The sequence below is a fragment of the Gluconobacter sp. P5E10 genome (genome assembly GCF_018812145.1).
GTDB classification, from domain to species: Bacteria; Pseudomonadota; Alphaproteobacteria; order Acetobacterales; family Acetobacteraceae; genus Gluconobacter; species Gluconobacter cerinus.
In genome coordinates this window covers 381,705-403,622 of record NZ_JACRVZ010000002.1, presented here as the reverse complement: position 1 = coordinate 403,622, position 21,918 = coordinate 381,705, and the positions used below count along the sequence as shown (strand labels likewise).

Annotated in this window: 20 protein-coding genes; 11 read left to right on the top strand and 9 right to left on the bottom strand. The window is 56.4% G+C overall.

From position 1 onward, the window contains the following. Positions 1–23: 23 nt before the first annotated feature. The 8 genes from radA to pspA all read right to left on the bottom strand — a co-directional run bounded on the left by radA (position 24) and on the right by pspA (position 6,907). Positions 24–1,427 carry a DNA repair protein RadA gene (gene radA, locus KP707_RS05845; RefSeq protein WP_064275239.1) on the bottom strand — a complete coding sequence of 468 codons (1,404 nt, stop codon included), beginning with the start codon at positions 1,425–1,427 and terminating at the stop codon, positions 24–26. Between the two features lie 77 nt (positions 1,428–1,504). Beyond that, positions 1,505–1,708 (bottom strand): hypothetical protein, encoded by a 204-nt coding sequence (locus tag KP707_RS05840; RefSeq protein ID WP_211502436.1) that lies wholly within the window; start codon positions 1,706–1,708, stop codon positions 1,505–1,507. Beyond that, positions 1,705–2,493 (bottom strand): ABC transporter ATP-binding protein, encoded by a 789-nt coding sequence (locus KP707_RS05835; protein WP_064275241.1) that lies wholly within the window; start codon positions 2,491–2,493, stop codon positions 1,705–1,707. The genes KP707_RS05840 and KP707_RS05835 overlap by 4 nt, the downstream gene beginning before the upstream one ends. Next, positions 2,490–3,275, bottom strand: a complete 786-nt coding sequence (locus tag KP707_RS05830; RefSeq protein ID WP_046900490.1) for an ABC transporter permease — start codon at positions 3,273–3,275, stop codon at positions 2,490–2,492. Before KP707_RS05830 ends, KP707_RS05835 begins: the two co-directional genes overlap by 4 nt. Before the next feature lie 48 nt (positions 3,276–3,323). Further along, the gene (locus KP707_RS05825; protein ID WP_249202810.1) at positions 3,324–4,748 is read right to left on the bottom strand and encodes a GIN domain-containing protein; all 1,425 of its coding nucleotides are present in this window, start codon (positions 4,746–4,748) and stop codon (positions 3,324–3,326) included. Further along, positions 4,748–5,959: a hypothetical protein gene (locus KP707_RS05820; RefSeq protein WP_249202809.1), complete on the bottom strand. Its 1,212-nt coding sequence runs from the start codon at positions 5,957–5,959 to the stop codon at positions 4,748–4,750. The genes KP707_RS05825 and KP707_RS05820 overlap by 1 nt, the downstream gene beginning before the upstream one ends. Then, positions 5,956–6,198, bottom strand: a complete 243-nt coding sequence (pspB, locus tag KP707_RS05815; protein WP_211498336.1) for an envelope stress response membrane protein PspB — start codon at positions 6,196–6,198, stop codon at positions 5,956–5,958. Before pspB ends, KP707_RS05820 begins: the two co-directional genes overlap by 4 nt. Positions 6,199–6,223: 25 nt before the next feature. After that, on the bottom strand, positions 6,224–6,907 hold the full coding sequence (gene pspA / locus KP707_RS05810; protein ID WP_046900493.1) for a phage shock protein PspA: 684 nt from the start codon (positions 6,905–6,907) through the stop codon (positions 6,224–6,226). 112 nt (positions 6,908–7,019) lie between these two features. Here pspA and pspF point away from each other — a divergent pair, with 112 nt between their 5' ends. From pspF to KP707_RS05755, 11 genes are all read left to right on the top strand, one after another. Beyond that, the gene (gene pspF, locus KP707_RS05805) at positions 7,020–8,072 is read left to right on the top strand and encodes a phage shock protein operon transcriptional activator (protein WP_211502435.1); all 1,053 of its coding nucleotides are present in this window, start codon (positions 7,020–7,022) and stop codon (positions 8,070–8,072) included. Positions 8,073–8,356: 284 nt separating this feature from the next. Continuing rightward, on the top strand, positions 8,357–9,037 hold the full coding sequence (locus KP707_RS05800; RefSeq protein WP_064275243.1) for a phosphoadenylyl-sulfate reductase: 681 nt from the start codon (positions 8,357–8,359) through the stop codon (positions 9,035–9,037). Positions 9,038–9,087: 50 nt separating this feature from the next. Beyond that, positions 9,088–9,882, top strand: a complete 795-nt coding sequence (gene cysD, locus KP707_RS05795; RefSeq protein ID WP_064275312.1) for a sulfate adenylyltransferase subunit CysD — start codon at positions 9,088–9,090, stop codon at positions 9,880–9,882. A gap of 1 nt (position 9,883) precedes the next feature. Beyond that, positions 9,884–11,764, top strand: coding sequence for an adenylyl-sulfate kinase (gene cysC / locus KP707_RS05790; protein WP_211502525.1), 1,881 nt, complete (start codon positions 9,884–9,886; stop codon positions 11,762–11,764). Between the two features lie 475 nt (positions 11,765–12,239). Beyond that, positions 12,240–13,004: a triose-phosphate isomerase gene (locus tag KP707_RS05785; RefSeq protein WP_211502434.1), complete on the top strand. Its 765-nt coding sequence runs from the start codon at positions 12,240–12,242 to the stop codon at positions 13,002–13,004. Continuing rightward, a complete protein-coding gene (locus tag KP707_RS05780) occupies positions 13,001–13,840 on the top strand; it encodes a DeoR/GlpR family DNA-binding transcription regulator (protein ID WP_211502433.1) in 840 nt (279 codons plus the stop codon). The genes KP707_RS05785 and KP707_RS05780 overlap by 4 nt, the downstream gene beginning before the upstream one ends. Positions 13,841–13,855: 15 nt before the next feature. Then, positions 13,856–14,338, top strand: coding sequence for an RpiB/LacA/LacB family sugar-phosphate isomerase (locus tag KP707_RS05775; protein WP_046900499.1), 483 nt, complete (start codon positions 13,856–13,858; stop codon positions 14,336–14,338). Between the two features lie 59 nt (positions 14,339–14,397). After that, positions 14,398–15,318 carry a substrate-binding domain-containing protein gene (locus KP707_RS05770; protein WP_211500382.1) on the top strand — a complete coding sequence of 307 codons (921 nt, stop codon included), beginning with the start codon at positions 14,398–14,400 and terminating at the stop codon, positions 15,316–15,318. Between the two features lie 28 nt (positions 15,319–15,346). Beyond that, a complete protein-coding gene (locus tag KP707_RS05765; RefSeq protein WP_211502432.1) occupies positions 15,347–16,852 on the top strand; it encodes a sugar ABC transporter ATP-binding protein in 1,506 nt (501 codons plus the stop codon). After that, positions 16,842–17,861, top strand: coding sequence for an ABC transporter permease (locus tag KP707_RS05760; protein ID WP_064275248.1), 1,020 nt, complete (start codon positions 16,842–16,844; stop codon positions 17,859–17,861). Before KP707_RS05765 ends, KP707_RS05760 begins: the two co-directional genes overlap by 11 nt. 39 nt (positions 17,862–17,900) lie before the next feature. Next, positions 17,901–19,655: a dihydroxyacetone kinase family protein gene (locus tag KP707_RS05755; protein ID WP_211502430.1), complete on the top strand. Its 1,755-nt coding sequence runs from the start codon at positions 17,901–17,903 to the stop codon at positions 19,653–19,655. Positions 19,656–19,779: 124 nt separating this feature from the next. On the opposite strand, the gene KP707_RS05750 is transcribed toward KP707_RS05755, so the two are convergent. Next, on the bottom strand, positions 19,780–21,510 hold the full coding sequence (locus KP707_RS05750) for a Hint domain-containing protein (RefSeq protein ID WP_211502429.1): 1,731 nt from the start codon (positions 21,508–21,510) through the stop codon (positions 19,780–19,782). Between the last annotated feature and the right edge of the window lie 408 nt (positions 21,511–21,918).

The following is a 21,918-nucleotide window of genomic DNA, read 5'->3' as shown; positions in this document are numbered from 1 at the left end:
TTCTATGTGCCAGCAGGATTTATTCAGCCTGCACTGGTCTCGGTGAAAAGACCCACGAGATCTGTAAGGTGCCCTATCTCACGTAATTTGAGGCCTGCGGGCGGCTTGACGCGAGCCGAAGCAGCGGAAACCCTTCTGGGAAGAATAGCCTCAACAAATCCCAGCTTCGCAACCTCCTTAAGCCGAAGATCAGCCTGGCTGACCTGTCGGATTTCGCCGGAAAGGCCTACTTCCCCAAAATAAGCAGCGGTTGAAGATGCAGGCTGACCTGTCGCTGCGGAGATCAGAGCTGCGGCAACGGCCATGTCTGCGGCGGGTTCATTGACCCTTAACCCACCAGCCACGTTCAGGTGGACGTCCATGTTGGCGAGTTTCAAACCGCATCTCGCGTCCAGCACGGCCAGCAGCATGTTCAGGCGAGACGTATCCCATCCGACTACAGCGCGACGTGGTGCCCCGTCTCCTGCCTTGGGGGACAGCAGGGCCTGAACTTCCAGAAGAACGGGACGTGTGCCTTCAAGGCCAGCAAAGACAGCCGATCCCGCAATGTTGCCGCGTCTCTCGGCGAGGAACAGGGCGGAAGGATTGGGCACCTCCGTCAGCCCCGTATCAGTCATGGCAAAGACGCCGATTTCGTCGGTTGCGCCAAAGCGGTTTTTGGCTGCACGCAGGATGCGGAACTGGTGACCGCGATCACCTTCAAAATACATGACAGCATCAACCATGTGTTCCAGCACACGCGGCCCTGCCAGAGACCCTTCCTTCGTGACGTGACCGATCAGGATCAGGGCGAAGCCAAGCGTTTTGGCCAGACGGATGAGTTCAAAAGCACTCGCCCGGACCTGCGCTACGGACCCTGGAGAGCTTTCCACACTTTCCAGCCACATGGTCTGAATGGAATCAATGACCACGACAGTATGGGACCGATCGTTTTCCAGCGATCCCACGATGTCCCCAACATTGATGGAAGCCGCCAGATCTAGGGAATCCAGTGTCTTGCTGTCCCGGTCCAGCTCCAGTCTCTGCGCACGAATGCGGATCTGATCGACGGATTCTTCGCCCGAGACATACAGAACCTTGTGACCACTCCGAGCCAGCGCACAGGTTGTCTGGAGCATCAGGGTAGATTTACCAATACCCGGATCACCGCCAACCAAAACAACGGATGCAGGCACAAGGCCGCCGCCAAGAACGCGGTCCAGCTCTGCAATGCTTGTCGTGATGCGTGGGGGCGGCTTGGCCTCGCCATCAAGGCGAACAGTCTGAAGACGCCCGGTGCTCAGCTTGCCCGTTTTGCGGGCTGTGGGTTCGGAAGTTTCCTCAACCAGCGTGTTCCATTCCCCGCAAGCTTCGCATTTGCCCACCCATTTGGAATAGACAGCCCCACAGGACTGGCAGACAAAGCGTGCGGTTGGTTTCTTGGCCAAGGGAATCTCTCTTCACATGGACTCTGGATGCTCCCGATATAGGGAGCGTTCCCGTTATGATCCAGTCAGAGAAGGCGTTAATCGTCTGTGCGGATGATGATGCGTGCCATGATGCGGGCAGCCGTCACGATCATAAGCAGGATCAGTGCCTGAATAAAGATATTCTGGCTTTTGGGCGGGTGCATGAACAGAATGAACACCATCGGCAGCGCGATGAGATACGTCAGACCAAGACGCTGCCAGACTCTGCGGGAAATGGGAGGGCGTCGGAACGGCTTCATTTGCGAAGTTCCATGGTGATCGGGCCTTCCCGGCGTCCATGCGTGAACTGGTCCACCATTGCATTGCCTGAGTTCATCAGGTCTGCGGCCAGCCCCTGCCAGACCAGTTTGCCCTGGTAAAGCATGGCAGCCTGATTGCCGATCCGCTGCGCTGAAGCCATGTCATGCGTGATGGCGATCGCCGTTGAGCCCAGCTTCTGCACGCAATCCACGATCAGGCCGTCAATGACGGCCCCCATGATGGGATCAAGGCCTGTAGTCGGTTCATCGAAGAACAGGATGTTGGGCTGTCCGGCAATGGCACGAGCCAGTCCGACGCGCTTTTGCATGCCGCCTGACAGTTCAGAAGGGCTAAGCTGCCCAACGGAGGGGTCCAATCCAACCTGCTGGAGGATTCCGCCTGCCAGTTCACGCGCCTTGGACCGGGACGGAACTGGGCCATCACGGTCCGAGTGCTTGGCCCGAAGCCCGAAGGCAATATTGTCCGCGACGCTCATACTGTCGAACAGGGCGGCGTTCTGGAACAGCATGCCAATCTGTCGACGCAGGATTTCCTGCCGCCCACGGGGAGCCGTGAGAACGTTCTCGCCATCAATTTCGATAGTGCCAGCATCGGGCTCGATCAGGCCAAGGATACACCGCAAAAGAACGGATTTTCCTGAGCCGGAGCCGCCAATGATGACCATGGAGGTGCCGGTTTCGACATCAAGGTCGATCCCGTCGAGCACGACCTTGGAGCCGAACGCCTTCGAAAGGCCGCGGATGCGGATTTTGGGTGTACTCATTGGGAGAAGAACAGATCTGTGAGGAGGTAATCAAACAGCAGAAGCAGAATGGAGGCGCCCACGACGGCCGCTGTCGTCGCTGACCCCACGCCTTCCGCACCGCCCCGACTGTTATAGCCGTGGTAGCAACCCAGAAGAGCAATGAGAAAGCCGAAAGCCGCTGCTTTAACCAGACCGACCACCACGTCCATGGTCTTCAGCGAATCCAGCGTGGCCGTGATGTAGGTGGACGGTGAAAAACCAAGTTTTGCGACTGATACGGTGAAACCGCCAAGAACACCCAGAACGTCCGCCACGATGACGAGACAGGGCAGGGCGATGGTTCCCGCCAGAAGACGTGGCGTCACCAGATATTTCATCGGGTTGGTCGAAAGTGTCGTCAGGGCATCGATCTGATCGGTGACGCGCATGGTACCGATCTGGGCAGACATTGCGGCACCGACACGCCCGGCAACCATCAGTCCTGCCAGAACCGGTCCCAGTTCGCGGGTGACAGCCAGAACCACAATCCCGGCGATGGCGCTCTGGACGTGATACTGCCCGAACCCGACATAGGACTGCAAAGCGATGACGGCCCCGGAGAACAGGGCTGTCAGGGCCACAACCGGAAGGGAGAAGAACCCCGTTTCGATCAGCGTGGACAGGAAGATGCGCCAGTAGAACGGTGGCCGCACGAGATGCGACAGCCCTTCCAGCGCAAACATGGCGAGAGCACCCGACTGGCGGACGAGTCCGAGGACGGCACGGCCAAGGGCCGCTATGGGATCAAGAACGGCATTCACCCTTCAGCCCCTACCCTGCGCGCCCGGCTACGTCAAAGTCTGTCTTGCTCAGGCGGAGCGTTCCAGGTCCCGGAACTGGCGCTCCAGCGCAAAATCCGGGGAGGTTACGAACTGTTCCATGCGCGCCAACCTTGGCTCCATACGAGCCAGGCGGTCGTTCAGGCGCACCAGAGTATGGTTTGAACTGAAAGAACTCGTCTCCGGGGCGTGGCGTTGTTTATGACGCGCGCTCTGATCTCTGGCTGTGTGAATAACCTCTTCATACAGATCGACAGCACGGCGTGTGTAATAGACATGGGGGGCGTCACCTGCAGAGGATTGTCCTCCCATGCGACGGTCAGCCATGCGTGTTTGCCAGTTTCGCGTGAAAGCGGAGAGGCCTTCAGCAATATCCGCCCAGAGAGCACCAAAAAAGGACTCTCCGGTCCGTTTGCGATAACGTCTGGCGTGACGCAGGACCAGCCAGACGCAGACCACGATCAGAACAAGACGGAGGCCGCCCAGATGGTGGCCGCTGCTATGTTTGCCGAAAGAGCCAAGAGCCTCCCAGCCTTGCTGCGTGCCGGAATCGAAATTCACGGACTGACCAAGGCTGGCTAAAATGTCTTTCGTGATCGCCTGCCCATCAATCGGTGCGGCTGCGGTGACATGCACGCCGGGGCCTGTGGTATGAACTGTCAGTTCTCCCGAGCCATAGTGGCTGCGGGATAATGTTCCTGAAACACTATCGACCAGAACGTTCCCTGAGCCATAGAGCGACAGGCTGGCTGAGATGGCACTGACATGTGCTGTGATATCGGACGAACCGAGATCCCGGATGGAGAGGTTCTCTACTGAGCCACTCCTGAGCAGCATGTTTCCTGACGATGTCGCAGACAGCTCAACACGAGGTGCTGTTACGAGCCCGACAAGCAGGTCTCCGCTTGAGAAATTGAGAACGTGTACATCGCCTGTCACCGTAGCAATGGAAACATTGCCGGATCCGGTCATCCGCAGATCCACGCCCGTTGCGCTGTTGACGCGTACGTCACCGCTACCGGACAAGCCACTGAGATGGCCGGATGGCCCTGTGACAGTGATGTCGGTCTTGTTGCCGCGGAGATGGATATTCGTCCCGGCTGGAACCTGAATTGTCGAGGTGGTCTCGGTGCTGCAGGACGGGTCACTCAGAGCAAGTTTGAGTGTCTTGTCCCCGGCGGCTGTCAGGTTGCCATTACCCTGAAGAACCTTCGCTGTATCACCCTCAACAATATGAAGGTCTGTCAGGCAGGTCGGTGCCAGTTCCAGCGTAGCTCCCGTGACGGAGCTTACATTTTCTGGAATTGGAAACGCTGGTGGCGCCGGTGGAGACGGGGGAGCAGGAATGGCAGGGGCTGCGTCCTGAGAGAAGGCCGGGCTGATCGTTCCTGTAGCAAGCAGGAGGCCGAGGATGCTTCCTGCAAAACGTACCAGATCGTGGGATGTCTTCATCATCAGCCTCCCTGTTTTGGTGTATCGCCTTGAGGCGGCATGACCGGAGCTGTTGGCATCGAAGGAGCAGGCGGCGGTGCCACAGTGTCCGGAAGGGGAGTCTGTGGCAGTTTCTGAGGAGTCTCCGACGGTGCCGTAGGGACACTGACTGAGGGTGTCTGCTGCGTCGGGGTGGGAGTACTTGGTGCGACGGCAGCCGGGGGTGGTGCCGCGACAACAGGAGGTTGAACGGCTTCCTGTTCCTGCTGGGCCGGTTTCTGAGGTAATGGTGCCGGTGTCGGTGCTGCGGATGTTGATGGAGCTGGAACAGAAGGCTGGCTGATCTGCGGAGATGTTTCTGTTGAGGCTGGCGGCTGAGGAGCCGGCACCGAAGCTTTGGGAACGGGCGGAGGAGCGACTGGCAGCGTCGCCGTAACTGGTGGTGCGGCCGGTGTTACGACAGTCGGTGGCGGAGCAACTGCCGCCGGTGTTCCGACATTTACCGCGCCACTGCCAGACCGAACGATCGGGCCGGAGACGCGCTCAATATTGACGGCGCCTGTGCCGTTGGCTGTCACTGTTGCAACGGACGCGTTGCCATGAACGGTGGCGGTCGCATTGTCTGATGTCACGATCGTCAGGGCTTCGATACTACCCTGTGAAACCATGAAAGAGGCATCGTTCGACAGTTGTGCAGATAGAGCGGTCAGTTGTGCAGAGTCGGCAATCAGCGTTGATGTGCCGGAAGCCACGATCTGGGCCGCCCGTTCGAGAGAGCCGATATGTACACTGGAGGCACCATGCATGCTCAGATCAAGGGACTGCGTATTCTCGATATCCATCGTCGCGGAATCGAGGCTGGCATCAAGAGACGCCAGTTTTCCTTTGATGATGAAATGCGTGTCATGGCTGTCATGGATCGAGACGCCAGTATAAGGCGACACACTGATCGTGACCTTACCATTGGGTGCGCAACTTTTCGTGGCGATGGAGATGCGGCTGTCCGACTCTTCCTTGCCGCTGCGCATCGTCACCTGCGTTGCATTGCTGCTGTCTAAAGTAGCGCCGTCTTTCATGCCTGGGTCTACGACGATCCGCACCTGACCTGTGCAGGGAATCGCCATATCCAGATCAGATCCGGACATGGTGACGCGCGCGGCCTGAGCCGGGTAGGCAGAAACTGCCCCTGTCAGCATGGACAGCAGCAGCATGCGCAGGGCGGTGCGGGATGTCATCGTGAACTCCTAGCTCTCCAGCCCGGGATATCCTCGTCGAGGATGCGTTCGAGCTGGTCGATCCTTTCTTCCAGACGCGTAGCATGGGCCTCGGCCTGTGTCAGGGCAGCCTGCAGATGTGGATCTGAGATGCCCTGATTAGGAAGGCTGCCCGTCCGGGCACGCAACAGGCGCGGACCCAGGACGAGCGCCGGGATAAAGCCAAAAAGCAGGACAAGAGCGACGATATCCTCATTCATGACTCAGACTTTCTTGCAGCGGTCATCAGGCTTCGCGCTTCTTTTCTGCAATCCGGCGTTTCAGAGTCTCGAACTCATCTTCTACAGCCGCATCCGTCTCCAGAGCGGCCAACTCTTCGTGCAGGGAGGGTCGACCAGACCGACGTCCCAGATCATAGGCTTCGGCTTTGCCTTCCAGTTCATCCAGAGCGCGCTCGACCTGTTCGAAACGGTTCAGCGTGTCGTCAATGCGGGTATCGTAGAGCTTTTCACGTGTCTTGAGGCGGCCTTCTGCCGTGCGGGCACGCATGGTCAGGGTTTTCTCACGGGATTTCGCATCTGCCAGTTTGGCCTGAAGCTTGGTGATGTCGTCGTTCTGCTGCTCAAGACCTTCCGTGACCTGTGCAATCTGGCGTTCAAGCCCTTCGCGGGACTGTTCGACCGTGTGACGTGCTGAGAGCGCCGCCTTGGCCAGATCGTCCCGGTTGCGTTCGATGGCCAGTGTGGCCTTGCGGTGCCATTCGTCTTCTTCGTGCATCATGGTGCGCACGCGGCGTTCGAGCTGCTTGCGTTCTGCGATGGTGCGGACGGCCTGACTACGCACTTCAACGAGCGTGTCTTCCATCTCTTGAATGACAAGGCGGATCATCTTCTGCGGATCTTCTGCCGTGGCGAGAATCGCATTGAGATTGGAGTTCACGATGTCGGCGAGCCGAGAAAAAATACCCATGACGCTTTCCTTCCTGAGAACTGGATTAGAGCACAATGACCTGTCTTGTCAGCGGGCTCGTTTTGGGGATGTTATGGTTGTGACAATCTGAAGTGGCGAACGAGGCTCAGAAATGGCGAGATCCACCCAAGCGGACGAGGTTCCGACACCCATCGGGCGGGCTCCGGCATTTCTGGCGATGCTGGACCAGATCTCCCGTCTTGCTCCCCTGAAGCGCCCTGTTCTGGTGATCGGAGAGCGCGGGACGGGCAAGGAGCTGGTCGCGGCGCGGCTTGCGTTGCTGTCGGACCGCTGGGACGCACCTTTGGTCAAGCTGAACTGCGCGGCCCTTCCGGAAGCGCTGTTGGACAGCGAGCTGTTCGGACATGAGGCTGGCGCGTTTACGGGTGCGCAGAAGCGGCGTTTGTCCCGGTTCGAGCGTGCAGATGGCGGGACGCTGTTTCTGGATGAAATCGGCACAGCGTCGCTTGCCGTTCAGGAAAAACTGCTCCGCGTTATTGAATACGGCAGTTTTGAGCGTGTTGGCGGCAGTGAGACGATCCGCGTGGATGTGCGTTTGATTGGTGCCACCAACGCTGATCTTCCGGCCATGGCGCGGGAGGGAACATTCCGCCCGGACCTGCTCGACCGACTGGCATTCGATGTGGTCAATGTCCCGCCTCTGCGAGCCCGGCAGGACGATATTCCCCTGCTGGCCGACCATTTTGCGACGCGGATGAGCGCGGAGCTTGGCCGAAAGCTTTTCGCGGGGTTTTCTCAGAAAGCGTTGCAGCGGCTGATTGACTACGCTTGGCCCGGCAACGTCCGCGAACTTCGGAATGTGGTGGAGCGCAGCGTGTATCGTATGGATCAGCCTGAGCGCCGTCTGGATGAGATTGTGCTTGATCCGTTCGTCACGCCTGACTGGAGCAGCGTTATGGCTCCAGCCTCGAGCGGGGAGGGTCATGTTCAGGGAGACGTTCCCCAAACCTTCCCGCTGGATTTTGCTGAGACAGTTAAAGGTCATGAACGTGCGTTGCTGGAAGCGGCCCTCAAGGAGGCACAATTCAGCCAGCGGCAGGCCGCAGATCTTCTGGGGCTGACCTATTATCAGTTCCGCCACCACCTTCGGCTGCACGGTCTGGCCGACAAGGAAGCGCGGAAGGCCCTGACCAAAAAAGGATGAACGCAGTTTCATACCTTGGTTCATGCATGAAGTGTGCCAGATTTTGTGGTGTGGGGATTTTCAGGAATGACACCGTTTGTGGGGTGAGTCGTTTGCGGGAAATTTGACCATTAATTGGTAAATCAGGCCAAAAATTCTGCCGCGCTTCAATCGATGAGAAATACTCAATTAAACCATTTAATATGGTTATACAAAATAAAATAGTTGAATAATAGGTGAAGCGCGCCTATGTCTCCTTCACGTCGTGATTCTGGCGCGTGTGAACAGGGATATGGGTGCAGTAAATGCCTCTCTCACAATCCGAACTTCAACATCTTTTGGATACGCCGGAGAGTCACGCACTTGAGGAGGCGCTCGTGAGCCTGAAAGGCCGCGTCGCTGTTATTTCCTCATTTGGAGCTGAGTCGGCCATTCTTCTGGATGAGATTGCCCGGATAGACCCGTCTGTGCCGGTTTTCTTTCTGGATACACGGCGCCATTTTCCGGAAACGCTCTCCTACCGTGATGAGCTTTCCGATGCGCTTGGCCTTCAGGACGTCCGGACTATTTCTCCCTTGGCTCGGGAACTTGAGAACAGAGATCCACAGGATCAGCTCGCGGCATTCGATCCGGATGCCTGCTGCGCCCTGCGTAAAGTGGAGCCTTTGGAGTTGGTGCTTCCGGAATTTGACGTCTGGCTGACCGGGCGCAAGCGCAGTCAGGCCTCAACACGGGCAGCTCTTCCCATTGTGGAACCACAGCCGGATGGCACCGTGAAGCTCAACCCGCTTGCGGGGTGGGGCATGGAGAAAATTGAGGCAGAGATGCGTCGTCGGAACCTGCCGCGGCATCCTCTGGTTTCAAAAGGATACACTTCGATTGGTTGTGCGCCTTGCACACGGCCGGTGGGAGACGGAGAAGACGGGCGGGCAGGTCGTTGGGCCGGTCTGACCAAGACAGAATGCGGCATTCATCGGCCGGCATGAACATGGAGCGGACAATGACGCGGACACAAACCCTGGCGGAACCGCGCGTCATGGATGATCTTGACCAGCTCGAAGCTCAGAGCATTTTCATCCTGCGTGAAGCCTATCGGAAACTGAAGCCCCTCTCGCTGCTGTGGTCCCTCGGGAAGGACAGCAACGTCATGGTCTGGCTGGCGCGCAAGGCGTTCATGGGGCGCGTGCCGTTCCCGGTCATGCATGTGGATACCGAGAAGAAATTCCCGGAAATGTACGCCTTTCGGGATGAGTACACCAAGAAGTGGGATCTGGATCTCCTTCTGGGATACTGCCCACCGGTCGAAGAAATCGATCCGTCCCTGCCGCCTGCTGCACGTTCCGCAGCGCGCAAGACGGCGGGTCTGGCAGCTATGATCGACAAGCATAAGCTGCGCGGTGTGATTGCTGGTATTCGCCGTGACGAGCAGGCCACACGTGCCAAGGAGCGCGTGTTCAGCCCGCGTGGCGCCGGTCATCGCTGGGATGTTCGCAATCAGCCGCCCGAATTCTGGGATCAGTACGCCACGCCGTATGAAGACGGTATGCATATTCGCGTGCATCCGCTGCTGGCTTGGCGGGAAATCGACATCTGGCGGTACATCGAACGCGAAGGCATCCCCCTCGTGGATCTGTATTTTGCCAAGGATGGTAAGCGTTATCGCTCTCTGGGTGATCAGGACATCACAAGCCCGATCGAGAGCAATGCCACGACCGTAGCCGAAGTGATTGCCGAGCTGGAAAGCAGCAAGACATCCGAGCGCGCCGGGCGTGCCATGGATCATGAATCAGAAGACGCATTCGAGCGTCTGCGCGTGGCGGGGTATCTGTAAGATGGGTGACATTATCGCAACCCAGGAACTCTCTGGAGCGTATCGCGCGGCCGCCACGCCGATTGTGATCGTCGGGCACGTCGATCACGGTAAATCCACTCTGATTGGACGTTTGCTTTACGATACGGACAGCCTTCAGGACGGCAAGCTGGCGCAGATCGTTGAGAGCAGCCGCAAGCGTGGTCTGGCGGTGGAGTGGAGCTTCCTGCTCGACTCCCTTCAGATCGAGCGCGATCAGGGCGTGACGGTTGATTCCACGCGGATTCCGTTCCGTCTGGGCTCCCGTGAGTTCGTGATCGTGGATGCGCCGGGCCATCGCCAGTTCCTGCGCAACATGATTACGGGCGCCGCCGATGCGGAAGCTGCCGTTCTGGTGGTGGATGCTCAGGAGGGTGCGCAGGAGCAGACGCGGCGCCATGCCATGCTGCTGCGTCTGATCGGGATCCGGCACGTCATTGTGCTGCTGAACAAGTCCGACGTTCTGGGCTTTGACGAGGCCAAGATCGTTCAGGCCGAATCTGATGTCCGTCAGCTACTTGGCCGTCTGGAAATTGAGGTTGAGGCTGTTGTTCCAGCGTCTGCGCGTGATGGTGACAATATTGCTGGCCGTTCCGAGCGGTCTGCCTGGTACAAGGGGCCGACGCTGATTGAGGCTCTGGCCAATGTGCCGCCGCCGACGTCCCGTCTGTCTCTGCCGTTCCGGATGCCGGTGCAGGACGTTTATCGCTTTGATGGCGTGCGTTACGTCGCCGGCCGGATCGAGCGTGGCACTGTCCGTGCGGGCGATCGTCTGGCAATTGGTGCCCAAGGCCAGATTGCAACCGTTGCAGAAGTCTGCCGCTGGCATGCGCCGGAACTGCCGGTTGCTGGTGCAGGTGAATCCATTGCGCTGCGCCTGGAGCCGGATCTGGTGCCGGATCGTGGGGACCTGCTGTTCCCGGCAGATGATAAAGCGTCAGCACCGGAGCGTTCTGCCCGTATTCGCACGCGTTTGTTCTGGCTGCGTGGTGAGCCTCTTCGTGTTGGGGAAAGCTTCACGCTTCGTCTGACGACAGCAGAGCATGATGTGACGGTGGCGTCCATTGATGCGGTTGTCGATCTGGATGACCTGACATTGCGTCAGGGCGATGAGGTTCCGCCAGACGGATTTGCTGAAATCACGCTCGCTGCTTCTCACGCCGTGCTGTTTGACCCGTTCTCTCCGGGAATGGGCGATGGACGTGGCGTTCTGGTCGATCGTCATCAGCGGATTGTTGGCGGCGCACCGCTGATTGGTCCTGCTGAACTCGAAGATGGTGTTCATGCGATCCACCCGACGGCCAGCCGTATCTCTGCTGTACAGCAAGCTCAGACGCGTGGTCATAAGAGTGGCGTGTTCTGGCTGACGGGCCTCCCGGGCTCCGGCAAGAGCACTGTGGCTCGTGCCGGAGAAGTATCTCTGGCAGGGCAGGGTGTGAAAGCCACCGTTCTGGATGGAGATACGTTACGGGCCGGACTGTGCAGCGATCTGGGCTTCTCGCCGGAAGACCGTCGCGAGAACATTCGTCGTGCGGCGCATGTCGCGAAAATTTTGTCTGAGAGCGGCCAGGCTGTCGTTGTCGCACTGGTCTCGCCCCTTCAGGCAGACCGCGATCTGGCGCGCCAGATTGTAGGTGAGGGCTTCCACGAGATTTTTGTGGATACACCCCTGGAAACCTGCGAACAGCGTGACCCCAAAGGGCTTTATGCTGCGGCACGTTCGGGAAAAATTCCAGAGTTCACAGGTGTTTCAGCGCCTTACGAAGCGCCATTATCTCCGGAGCTGCGCTTGGGAGCTGACCGGACGGAAGCAGAGACTGTCAGTGAATTGACGGGCTTTGTGCTTCGGGTTGTTCAGCCCTGATTGCAGATAAATAAAGTGAATTGAGAAACGGCGGGCTTTGTCCCGCCGTTTTTTTTGCTCAAAAGCCTCTACCTCACGGTGCGCGTGTCACGCGATCCCGATCGCACAGTTTGTCCCGTTCTCGAAGGAGAGGGTGAATTGCCTCATTCTGTGTTGATCGTTTTTAGGCCAAAATCTGGCTGCGTAAGTAGGCGATGAATACGTCTTCTGACCCGTAACTCCACATAGATATCACATAAAAAGTAACATTTATCACGTATTTATGTGATGAAAATCTGTAGAGCAATCGGCGTCGTTTATCACGAATAATACCCAATTATATCAGATAATTAGGCATTAACGGCCTTTGCTATATCCGTAAAACATCATTCTGAATCCCGGTGGTAACAGTCTTTTTGTGACGAAATTATCATTGATGAAGTTATTTATAACAGTATAGTTGTTACGAATCGGGTGCTCAAATCGGAGATGGACGATGGAGCGTGACGCTATCTGGGTTGGTACAAGCTGGAAGATGAACAAGGGGCCTGCGGCATCTGTCGCGGCCGCGAACGAGCTTGCACGGATGTCTTTCCCGGCAGCTATCCAGCCGTTCGTCATCCCACCATTTACGTCTCTAAAGGATGTCTGTGACAGGCTCTCAGGAAGCCGTGTGGCAGTAGGTGCACAGAACATGCACTGGCAGGACGAGGGCGCGTGGACCGGAGAAATTTCTCCGACCATGATCTCGGAATGTGGTGCGGAACTGGTGGAAATTGGTCATTCAGAACGCCGGACCTATTTCGGAGAAACGGATCAAACCGTCAATCTCAAGGTTCATGCGGCTCTGCGACATGGATTAAGGCCACTCGTCTGTATCGGTGATACAGCTGATGAATATTCTTATAACGTAACAAATGAAACTTTGGCACGCCAATTGAAGATCGCCCTTCATGGGGTGTCTGAAGACGATGTTCCACAGGTTCTTATTGCATATGAACCTGTCTGGGCCATTGGTGCGTCAGGGCGCCCTGCAGATGCGGCTTTTGTTGAGAGAACGCATAATTATCTGCGTAAAGTCCTGATTAACATTGCCGGATCCAGTGCAGGCTCTGCCGTCAAGCTCCTCTATGGCGGAAGTGTCACGCAGGACAATGCGGCTGGCTATGTCGCTCTGCCTCATGTGAATGGAGTGTTCGTTGGGCGGGCTGCCTGGAATGTGGAGCATTTTCAGGCGTTGGCTGAGGGGGTCATCGCATGATGCCCCAGGCAACCTTTGAAACGCGCTCTGCCTCTGCACGCCGCCAGAATATTTTGGACTATGTTCGGGATCGTGGTGGCGCCCAGATTGACGAGTTGGCCGGACGTTTTGTCACCAGCCGAATGACCATTCACCGGGATCTTCAGGTCCTTTCGGAACGCGGAGTTTTGCGTCGTGTGCATGGGGGTGTGACTACGCCTCCAAAAGCGTTTTCAGAGGGCAGTATTTCCCAGCGGAGCCATCGTGCGATGGAGGCCAAGCAGGCTATCGCGGCTGTGGCGGCAGGCCTTGTCGAAGAAGGTGAAATCATTGCGCTGGATGATTCAACAACATCCCGCGTTCTGGCTGAGCGTCTGATTGACAGTGCGTCTCTCACAGTTGTCACGAACAGCATGGGCACTGCGAACCTGTTCACCAGCAAGCCCAATGTGAACCTTCTGCTGCTTGGTGGTCGCTACAACATGGATTTTGACGCGTTCTTCGGAACCCTGTGTGAGCAGGCAGCGGCATCGTTGCGCGTCAACACGCTGTTCCTGTCCGTCGCAGCAATTCGCGGAATGACGGCGTATCATCAGGAGCAGGATATCATCAAAGCCAAGCAGGCCTTGATGAATATTTCCGATCGCAAAATCCTGCTCGTGGACAGTACGAAATTTGGTGTCATCACGCTCAATCGTTTTTCCGATTTAACGGAATTCGATGTGGTGATCACGGATTCAGGTCTCGAAAAAGACCTGGAGGACACGCTCCGCAATGCGGGGATCAATCTGAAAATTGCGGAAATCTCCACCGTCAGGGCGAGCGGATCAAGCACCTCCCCTGAACGTAACCCATAAAGACGGAGAAAAATCATGCGTATTGCGATTGGAGGCGATCGGGCCGGAGAAGGTCTTGCAGGCCTCATTGCTGCACATCTTCGCGCCACAACGCCGCATACGGTTGTTGATATGTCCCATCCTGAAGATGATCATCCTGAGCTCTACTCGGAGCTAAGTGAGCGGGTCGGTCTCGCGATCACGCACGGGGATTTTGATCGGGGAATCCTGTGCTGCGGAACGGGAATTGGCGTTTGTATTTCCGCCAATAAAATTCCGGGAATTCGGGCTGCGCTAACGCACGACACCTATTCTGCAGAGCGTGCTGCCCTTTCCAACGATGCCCAGATCATCACCATGGGGGCACGCGTCATCGGGCCGGAACTGGCCAAAAGCATTGTGGATGCCTGGCTGGCGCATAGCTTTGACCCGTCTGGGCCGTCCGCAGGTAACGTTGCGGGCATTGAAGAACTGAGCCGGAAATATTCCGAGCATCATCTGCAAACATCCAACTGCTGAAAATACTTCCCCTGTTTCCGATCTGATACCGGAATGGGTTATCTGGAAAGACGACGAACATGAAAAAAGCTCTTTTCCTTGGTGCTGTTCTGGCCGCAACGCCACTTGCTGCACAGGCCGCTGACACCAACACGCCGCTGCGCTTTGTTCTGATTCCGAAAGTTGTCCATCCGTGGTTTGACAAGCTCAATACGGGTGCTCGTGCCGCAGCAGACATGATCACCAAAACCACGGGACAGAAAATCGAAATCGAATACCGTGCGCCGCAAACCGCTGATGTCTCTTCCCAGAATGACATCATTGAAAGAGCAATTGCTACGCACCCTGACGGACTTATTCTTGATCTGCTGGACGAGAAAGGAAATCGCGCAACGATGGATGAAGCCATCGAGCAGAAAATTCCCATGACCGTTTTCGACTCTCTTCCTCCGGAGGGCATGAATATTACGGCAGTAGGCGCCGATTTTTGTGAGCAGGGAACGATTGCGGCAGAACGGCTTGCCACCTTGATTGGCAAAAAAGGTGAAGTGGCCATCATGATGGGTGTGCCAACAGCGCCCAATCACACTTTGCGCGCAGAGTGTGAAAAGAAGGTCTTTGCAAAATACCCGGATATCAAAGTTGTCGCGACCGGGATTGATAACGACAGCATCGAGACAGGTCAGAAACAGGCCTCTGCCATCATGCAGGCGCACCCCAATCTCGTGGGATGGGTTGCCTGTGATGCATCTGGTCCTGTCGGCATCGGGCAGGCCATTCGGGAAAGCGGGAAGGCAGGCAAAGTCCAGGAAGTCGGCCTCGATAACCTGAACGATATGCTTCAGCTCATTCGGGATGGTGTTGCGGAATCAACAGCGTCCAGCCGTCCGGAAATGCAGGGTTACTGGGCTGTCGTCTCTGCATGGCAGAGCGCGATGGGGCAGAAAACACCCAAATACATCGATACGGGCATCGACGTCATCACCAAGAAAACCCTCTGAGCCTGGCTCTGAGGCAGGAGTAACGATCATGGCGGTTCTCCAGGTTGAAGCTGTCCGTAAAAGCTATCCCGGTGTGGTCGCGCTCGATCACGTCGATCTGACGCTTGAGCCGGGCAAAATCCATATCCTGGCCGGAGAAAATGGCGCGGGTAAATCCACGTTGATCAAGACCCTGACAGGTCTTGTCACGCCTGACGAAGGAAAGGTCCTGATCGAGGGGCAGGATGCTCTGGCGGATCATAGCCTTTTCTCCCGTATTGCTTACGTACCGCAGGAACTGAATCTGTTTCCGTCCATGACGGTTGCTGAAAACATGTTCATGCCGTTCCATCGTTCGGGATTTGGTCATCTGACGATTTCCCGGAAGGCCATGGAAGCGGAGGCAGCCCGCTTTATCGAGCGCTTTGGGATTCATGCCCGGCCGGGACAGACCGTCAGTCGCATCAGCGTATCAGATCAGCAACTGCTTCAGATTGCGCGTGCGGCCTGCCGGGATGAGTTCAAGGTTTTGATCCTGGATGAACCGACATCCTCCCTCACGGCGAACGAGACGGAACATCTTTTCCGAATCATCACCACGTTGCGGGACAGTGGCTGTGCAATTGTTTTTGTCTCGCACAAAATGGAAGAAATTTTCAGTCTGGGCGACACTGTGACCGTTCTGCGCAATGGTCGCAGTGTTGGAACGTACCCGATGGATGGCATGACGGAAGATCAGCTTATCCGTCTGATGTCTGGCAGTTCTGTTCAGCTTGAAGAGAAATTCCAGCCGCGGGGTGAGATTGATGATTCTGATATTCTTCTGAGTGTGGAAGGCCTGACGGGACCGGGCTTTTCAGATGTTTCTTTTCAGCTCCGTCGTGGCGAAATTCTTGGTTTTGCGGGGCTGGTGGGGGCTGGTCGTTCGGAAGTGATGCAGACCATGTTCGGGTATCATTCCGCAAAATCCGGACGGTGCATGTTTAACGGTAAAGAAATACCTCGAGGCAGAACAGACCGGGCTGTGGCTATGGGCATGGTCTATCTTTCCGAAGAACGGAAACATCACGGTATTTTTCCGCTTCTGAGCGTGCGCGAAAACATCAGCCTTTCCGTGCTGGAAAAGATGAAGCGCGGTGGCATTATTTCTTCTGGCAAAGAGAAATCAATCGTTTCTGAAACGATCCAGAAATTTGATGTACGCACATCTTCCGTCGGCAAGAAAATTGTCTTCCTGTCCGGGGGAAACCAGCAGAAAGCCATTATCGGCCGTGCCATGGCGCGTCGTCCTCGCATTTTGATTTTCGATGAGCCCACAAAGGGTATCGATATCGGCACGAAATTCCAGATCTACCGCATCATGCAACAGCTCGCGGAAGAGGGTGTCGGCATCATCCTCGTCTCCTCTGAAATGACTGAATTGCAGCGCTGCGCAACGCGAATCATCACTATGTACGGCGGTCGGACCACCGGGTCGTTCGACCAGGCTACCACTGACGTCAATACGCTTGTGGGCGCGATCATCGGCGCCACGGAGACCCGTCATGTCGCTTGAAACCACGCTCCCCGGAGCAACTCCCACGCCGCCAAAGGCGTCTTCCATTCGTGCGCTTATAGCCAGAATGGTCGCCAATCCGCTGGGTGGCGTCATTGGTGCGATGATCCTGATTTTCGGGATTTCGTGTCTGTTGTCGCCGCACTTCCTGACATCATTCAACATGATCATCATCGCGCGTGCGCTTGCGTTCATCGGCCTGGTAACCATCGGGCAGGCCGTTTTGATGATCCTTGGCGAGCTGGACCTGTCCGTTGGTGCGATTGGTGGCCTCGCTGGCGTCGTTGGCGGAATGCTGATGGTGCAGGTCGGTTTGAATCCCTGGCTCTCGCTCGCTCTGTGCCTGTTGATGGGAGCGGGATGTGGCTTGTTGAATGGCCTGCTGATTACTCAGCTTCGCCTGCATTCTCTGGTGCTGACCATCGGTATGGCGGGCGTCTATGGGGGCGCCAATCTGGTGGCGACACGCGGCGTCGCCATTACCGGGGTGCCGCATGAAATCAGCTTCCTTGGTAGAGGTCTTGTCCTCGGCGTCCCGGTTCCATTTCTGGTGCTGCTGGTCTGTCTGACGGTTGTTGCATTCGTCATGATGCGTACGCCTGTCGGGCGCTACATTTACGCCATCGGGAGCAACCCGCAGGCCGCAAGAATGCTCGGTATTCGCGTCAATGCCATTCGTATGGGCGCGTTCGCGCTCGCCGGTTTCCTGTCTGCTCTGGCTGGCATTCTCATGGTCGCGCGTCTCGGAACAGCACAGCCATCCATCGGTGACACATGGGTTCTGTCTCCGATTGCGGCAGCCGTCATTGGTGGCGTTGCAACAACGGGTGGCCTGGGAAGCCCGGTTGGCGCTGTTCTGGGTGCCGTGATCATTGGGATCATTGAAGACATCATCGTCCTCTTTGGCATCTCGCCGTACTGGCAGTCCGTTGTGAGCGGCGGCATCGTTGTGCTCGCCATCTCTCTGGACTCCCTCGCCCGTCATTACCTCAACCGCGACGCGTCCTGACCGTCAGCAGCTTTTCATCCTGATGAAGGAGAGACTCACATGACCAAGATCTGTGGCGATGCTTCCGAATTCGCAGCCTCGGCCCTGCATGGATACAGCATGGTGCATCGAGACCTTGTCAAAATGGTCCGGGGTGGTGTTGTGCGCGCCAAACCGGGTTCAAAAGGCAAAGTGGCTGTCGTCGTAGGGGGAGGATCAGGGCACTATCCGGCATTCATCGGATATGTGGGAACTGGTTTTGCAGATGCGGCCATTGCTGGAGATATCTTTGCATCTCCGTCAACGCAGGCCATTCAAAGCGTCGTGCGTCAGGCTGATCTCGGAGGAGGCATTCTTCTGGGTTTTGGCAATTATGCTGGAGATGTTCTGAACTTCGGTATCGCCGCCGATAGGTTGCGGGCAGAGGGATATGACGTTCGCATTCTTGCAACCATGGATGACGTGGCCAGCGCGACAGAAAACGAGAGGGAACGTCGGCGCGGTATCGCGGGTGATCTGACAATTTTCAAGATTGTGGGCGCTGCGGCTGAAGAAGGACTGGATCTGGACACTGTCGAGCAGATTGGTCACCGCGTAAACCGTCAGACACGAACATTCGGCGTTGCTTTCGATGGCTGCACACTGCCGGGCGAGGCAGACAAGTTGTTTCACGTTCCGAATGCCCGTATGGCGCTTGGGCTAGGTGTGCATGGGGAGCCCGGGATCGGGGAAGAAAGCATTCCAACACCGCAGGTTTTGGCACAGATCCTGCTCGAAAAAGTCCTAAGCGAACTGCCTGCCAAGGCCTCTCGGCGCGTGGCTCTGACTCTCAACGGATTGGGAAGCACGAAACAGGAGGAACTGTTTGTTCTGTGGGAAGCACTGGCACCCCTGTTGGAAAAAGCAGGCCTGACGGCTGTGGCCCCTCTGGTTGGAGAATATGTCACCAGCCTTGATATGGCAGGCTGTTCACTGACCTTGACCTGGCTTGATGAAGAACTGGAGCGCCTCTGGTGTGCTCCGGTTGATACGGCCGCGTTGCGCCATGGTCTGATTGAAGAAGTAGATACAACCTTCGAAGACGCGCCGGCCGAGACCAGCGTGACATACATGAAATCGTCCACGGCAGAAGGGCGGCGAGGCGGTCAGTGCGTCTCGGGAGCCATGAGCAGCTTGGCCGAGGCTCTTGCAGCAGCAGAAACTGAGCTGGGTCATGTCGATGCAGTGGCGGGTGATGGAGATCATGGTCAGGGAATGGCCCGCGGTTCGGCTACCGCCAAAGCTGCGGCCGCCAGAGCGGCGATTTCAGGGGCCGGACCTGCAACCACGCTTTCAGCGGCGGCAGATGCCTGGGCGGATCGTGCGGGCGGAACGTCTGGCGCTTTGTGGGGCGAGGGCCTGAGAGCGTTCAGTCTGGCGCTGGATGACAATGCGCTTCCTTCTTCAACGCAGCTTGCTCAGGGAGTAAGGCAGGCAATGGAGCGCATCATGTCTCTTGGGAAAGCCAAGCCTGGGGACAAAACCCTCATTGATGCTCTCGTGCCATTTGTGGAAATGCTTGAGCAGGAGCTTTCAGGTGGTGCGGCTCTGCCCGTGGCATGGTCTAAGGCCGCCAATGCCTCACAAGCCGCTGCCGAGGCTACGAAAGATCTTCTTCCTCGCATGGGGCGCGCTAGAACCCATGGTGAAAGAAGCAAGGGTCATCCTGATGCGGGAGCTCTTTCTCTCGCGCTTTGTGTCGGTGTGGTGGGAAAGGAACTGCAGACTCAGCTTCCTGAAGGTGAGCAAAAACGCACAGTTTCTCTGGGGGAGTAAGGGAAAAACGGGCGCTTTCTCAGAGAAACGCGTCAGGGTAGGCCTTTTCTTGAGAACTCCTGACCTGGCGGAAGTGAAAGGTCAGGAGCTTTCTCTCCAAAAGCTCCTGACCCCTATTAACGGCTTAGCCGAAGGAAAGCTGGAGCGCTGAATCGTCCTGGCTCTCCAGAAGATATGGCCCTGCGTTCAGAACCTGAACTTCCAGCATCCCGATCGCATCAGCATTCCGGTTCCCCAGAGACACCAGAGCATTGCCATTCGTCCAACGGGCTTCACCGTTGGTTTCAGCGTACCAGCCCGCATCCTCGGATGCAGAAAGATGGGACGTGATGGAATGGCAAATGGTGCTGTCCCAGAGTTTGATTTGCCCAACCAGAACGCCGAGAGTGCGACGGTCATCAACAAATGGACCAATAACATCTGCTGGGCGGCTGCTTCGTGAAACCAGACGAACCGATGTGACGCCCGGCTGGATCTGGAACAGAACCGATCCCTGCATTGTCCGTGATGGATAAATCACGGTGTTGTCCGTCGTGACCAAATGCAGATCATGGTCATCAGTTTGTTCTGCGGGACGCGATGTTTCGCCGATATCCAGCTTGATCGCACGTTCCAGAAGCGCCGTATAAAGCGGTTCGACCTGCTCGCGGTTTACACCTAGCGGCGCGGCAGCATCAGACACCCATGTCTGATTGTTCAGGCGAACAACATCTCCGGTCTGTTCGAACGAAGTGCGGTTTCCCGTGTCCAGATAGCTTTCAGCTTCTGCGCCATCGGCGATAAGAACGCCGTGTGTTTCGAGTTCCACATGGAAGATTTCGAAAAAGCTCTCGGACGTATCTGTTGTGATGGAACGACCATTGACCAGCATACGCGCCGGAACCATCAGATCATTCAGATGCAGGCAGTGCTCCGAGGTAATACGAAGGTCCTTGTGTGGGACGTTGTTGGCGAGTGCGTTGGCCTTGATGCAGACGGGCCATTTGTCCGGGTCTGCACTGGCTTTGACGTCCACAAAACGACGGCCCACCCAGCGGATTGGTTCTGGCTGAAGTTTGCCATTCCGTTTGACCATGACCAGATCACCAATCTGCAAAGTTTCAACGGCCTTTTCACCATCTGGCGTTAAAATCATGGTGTTGGACAGATAGCAGACCGTCACCCGGATGCCGCCGCTATCGTACTGACCCGAGGACGCTGAGACGTCGAACTTATGACCATCATAGGCAGTCGTATCCAGGCCCACGGACTGTACAAGCTTACCTGCTGAATAAACATTCAAGGTCGAGCCACTGACACTGGCTGACATGCTGGAACCAGCTTTGAAGTCTGCAAATGTCAGCAGAGAGCCAGAGGTAATGTCCAGACCGCTGATAATGGCGCCTGAATGAACTGTATAAATTCCACCGGAAGACACCGTTGCGCTAATGGATGATGCGCCAGCCTGCACGGAGAATTCTCCGCCATTGGCAACAGTCGTATAATAGTCCTTGGATGGGCCGTAGCTGTTGCCGAATTCCTGGGCAAAGCCACCAGAGGAAACGGTGACGTTACTGAGCACACCGCCTCGATTATTGATTTCAGCGCCGGAAAAAACCGTGACACCTGTGACCGTCGCGCCGGAATAGGTGTAGAGCCGAGCGCCATTGGCAGCATATTTCGCGCCGCCAGAACTTAATACGATGCCAGAGGCGCTTCCACTTTTGACATTGACAACGCCGCCCGAAGAAACAGCGATGCTGCTGGCTTTCCCGCCACCTGAGACATTCAGTGTGCCGCCACCACGGACAACGAAACCGCTTTGTGTTGTACCGCTAACGGTCGTGGAGCTTCCTGAACTGACTGTCGTTGTCATGTGAGTCCTATGCTTCTTCGTCGACGCTGAATGCGAATGGTTTGTTTTAAGTAAACTAATGGTATGATTTCAGGTGGTTTTTGTAAAATGGAAATATTGATTTTCACGATTTTCCAAAGCCGAAAAATCAAAAAGAAAACACTGAGTTTCTAAAAAGTCCTGATCTTTTCAGGAGAAATACTTTTTGAGAAAAATGCATTCTAGAGGGCGGCGTTAATCGGAATTTTCATATTGGATTCCGAATGTGAGACGGAGCGAGGCCAGAAAAGCGCTCGATATTTTCAAATCATGGATGGCCTGCGGTAGCATAGTCTTCTCTGGAAATGCCGCCTTTCCAGCAAACCTGAAAGGCCCATTCGAGATGTGGAGAGACTGATGATCTCGATAACGTCATGTCCCGAGGTCTTT

Coding starts and splice junctions, on each gene's coding strand:
- KP707_RS05820 (WP_249202809.1), bottom strand. CDS start 5,959: ATGACATCCCGCACCGCCCTGCGCATGCTGCTGCTGTCCATGCTGACA.
- KP707_RS05765 (WP_211502432.1), top strand. CDS start 15,347: ATGGCGGTTCTCCAGGTTGAAGCTGTCCGTAAAAGCTATCCCGGTGTG.
- KP707_RS05825 (WP_249202810.1), bottom strand. CDS start 4,748: ATGATGAAGACATCCCACGATCTGGTACGTTTTGCAGGAAGCATCCTC.
- KP707_RS05800 (WP_064275243.1), top strand. CDS start 8,357: ATGCCTCTCTCACAATCCGAACTTCAACATCTTTTGGATACGCCGGAG.
- KP707_RS05835 (WP_064275241.1), bottom strand. CDS start 2,493: ATGAGTACACCCAAAATCCGCATCCGCGGCCTTTCGAAGGCGTTCGGC.
- pspF (WP_211502435.1), top strand. CDS start 7,020: ATGGCGAGATCCACCCAAGCGGACGAGGTTCCGACACCCATCGGGCGG.
- pspA (WP_046900493.1), bottom strand. CDS start 6,907: ATGGGTATTTTTTCTCGGCTCGCCGACATCGTGAACTCCAATCTCAAT.
- cysC (WP_211502525.1), top strand. CDS start 9,884: ATGGGTGACATTATCGCAACCCAGGAACTCTCTGGAGCGTATCGCGCG.
- KP707_RS05755 (WP_211502430.1), top strand. CDS start 17,901: ATGACCAAGATCTGTGGCGATGCTTCCGAATTCGCAGCCTCGGCCCTG.
- KP707_RS05750 (WP_211502429.1), bottom strand. CDS start 21,510: ATGACAACGACAGTCAGTTCAGGAAGCTCCACGACCGTTAGCGGTACA.
- cysD (WP_064275312.1), top strand. CDS start 9,088: ATGGATGATCTTGACCAGCTCGAAGCTCAGAGCATTTTCATCCTGCGT.
- KP707_RS05760 (WP_064275248.1), top strand. CDS start 16,842: ATGTCGCTTGAAACCACGCTCCCCGGAGCAACTCCCACGCCGCCAAAG.
- KP707_RS05840 (WP_211502436.1), bottom strand. CDS start 1,708: ATGAAGCCGTTCCGACGCCCTCCCATTTCCCGCAGAGTCTGGCAGCGT.
- KP707_RS05770 (WP_211500382.1), top strand. CDS start 14,398: ATGAAAAAAGCTCTTTTCCTTGGTGCTGTTCTGGCCGCAACGCCACTT.
- KP707_RS05780 (WP_211502433.1), top strand. CDS start 13,001: ATGATGCCCCAGGCAACCTTTGAAACGCGCTCTGCCTCTGCACGCCGC.
- KP707_RS05775 (WP_046900499.1), top strand. CDS start 13,856: ATGCGTATTGCGATTGGAGGCGATCGGGCCGGAGAAGGTCTTGCAGGC.
- pspB (WP_211498336.1), bottom strand. CDS start 6,198: ATGAATGAGGATATCGTCGCTCTTGTCCTGCTTTTTGGCTTTATCCCG.
- KP707_RS05785 (WP_211502434.1), top strand. CDS start 12,240: ATGGAGCGTGACGCTATCTGGGTTGGTACAAGCTGGAAGATGAACAAG.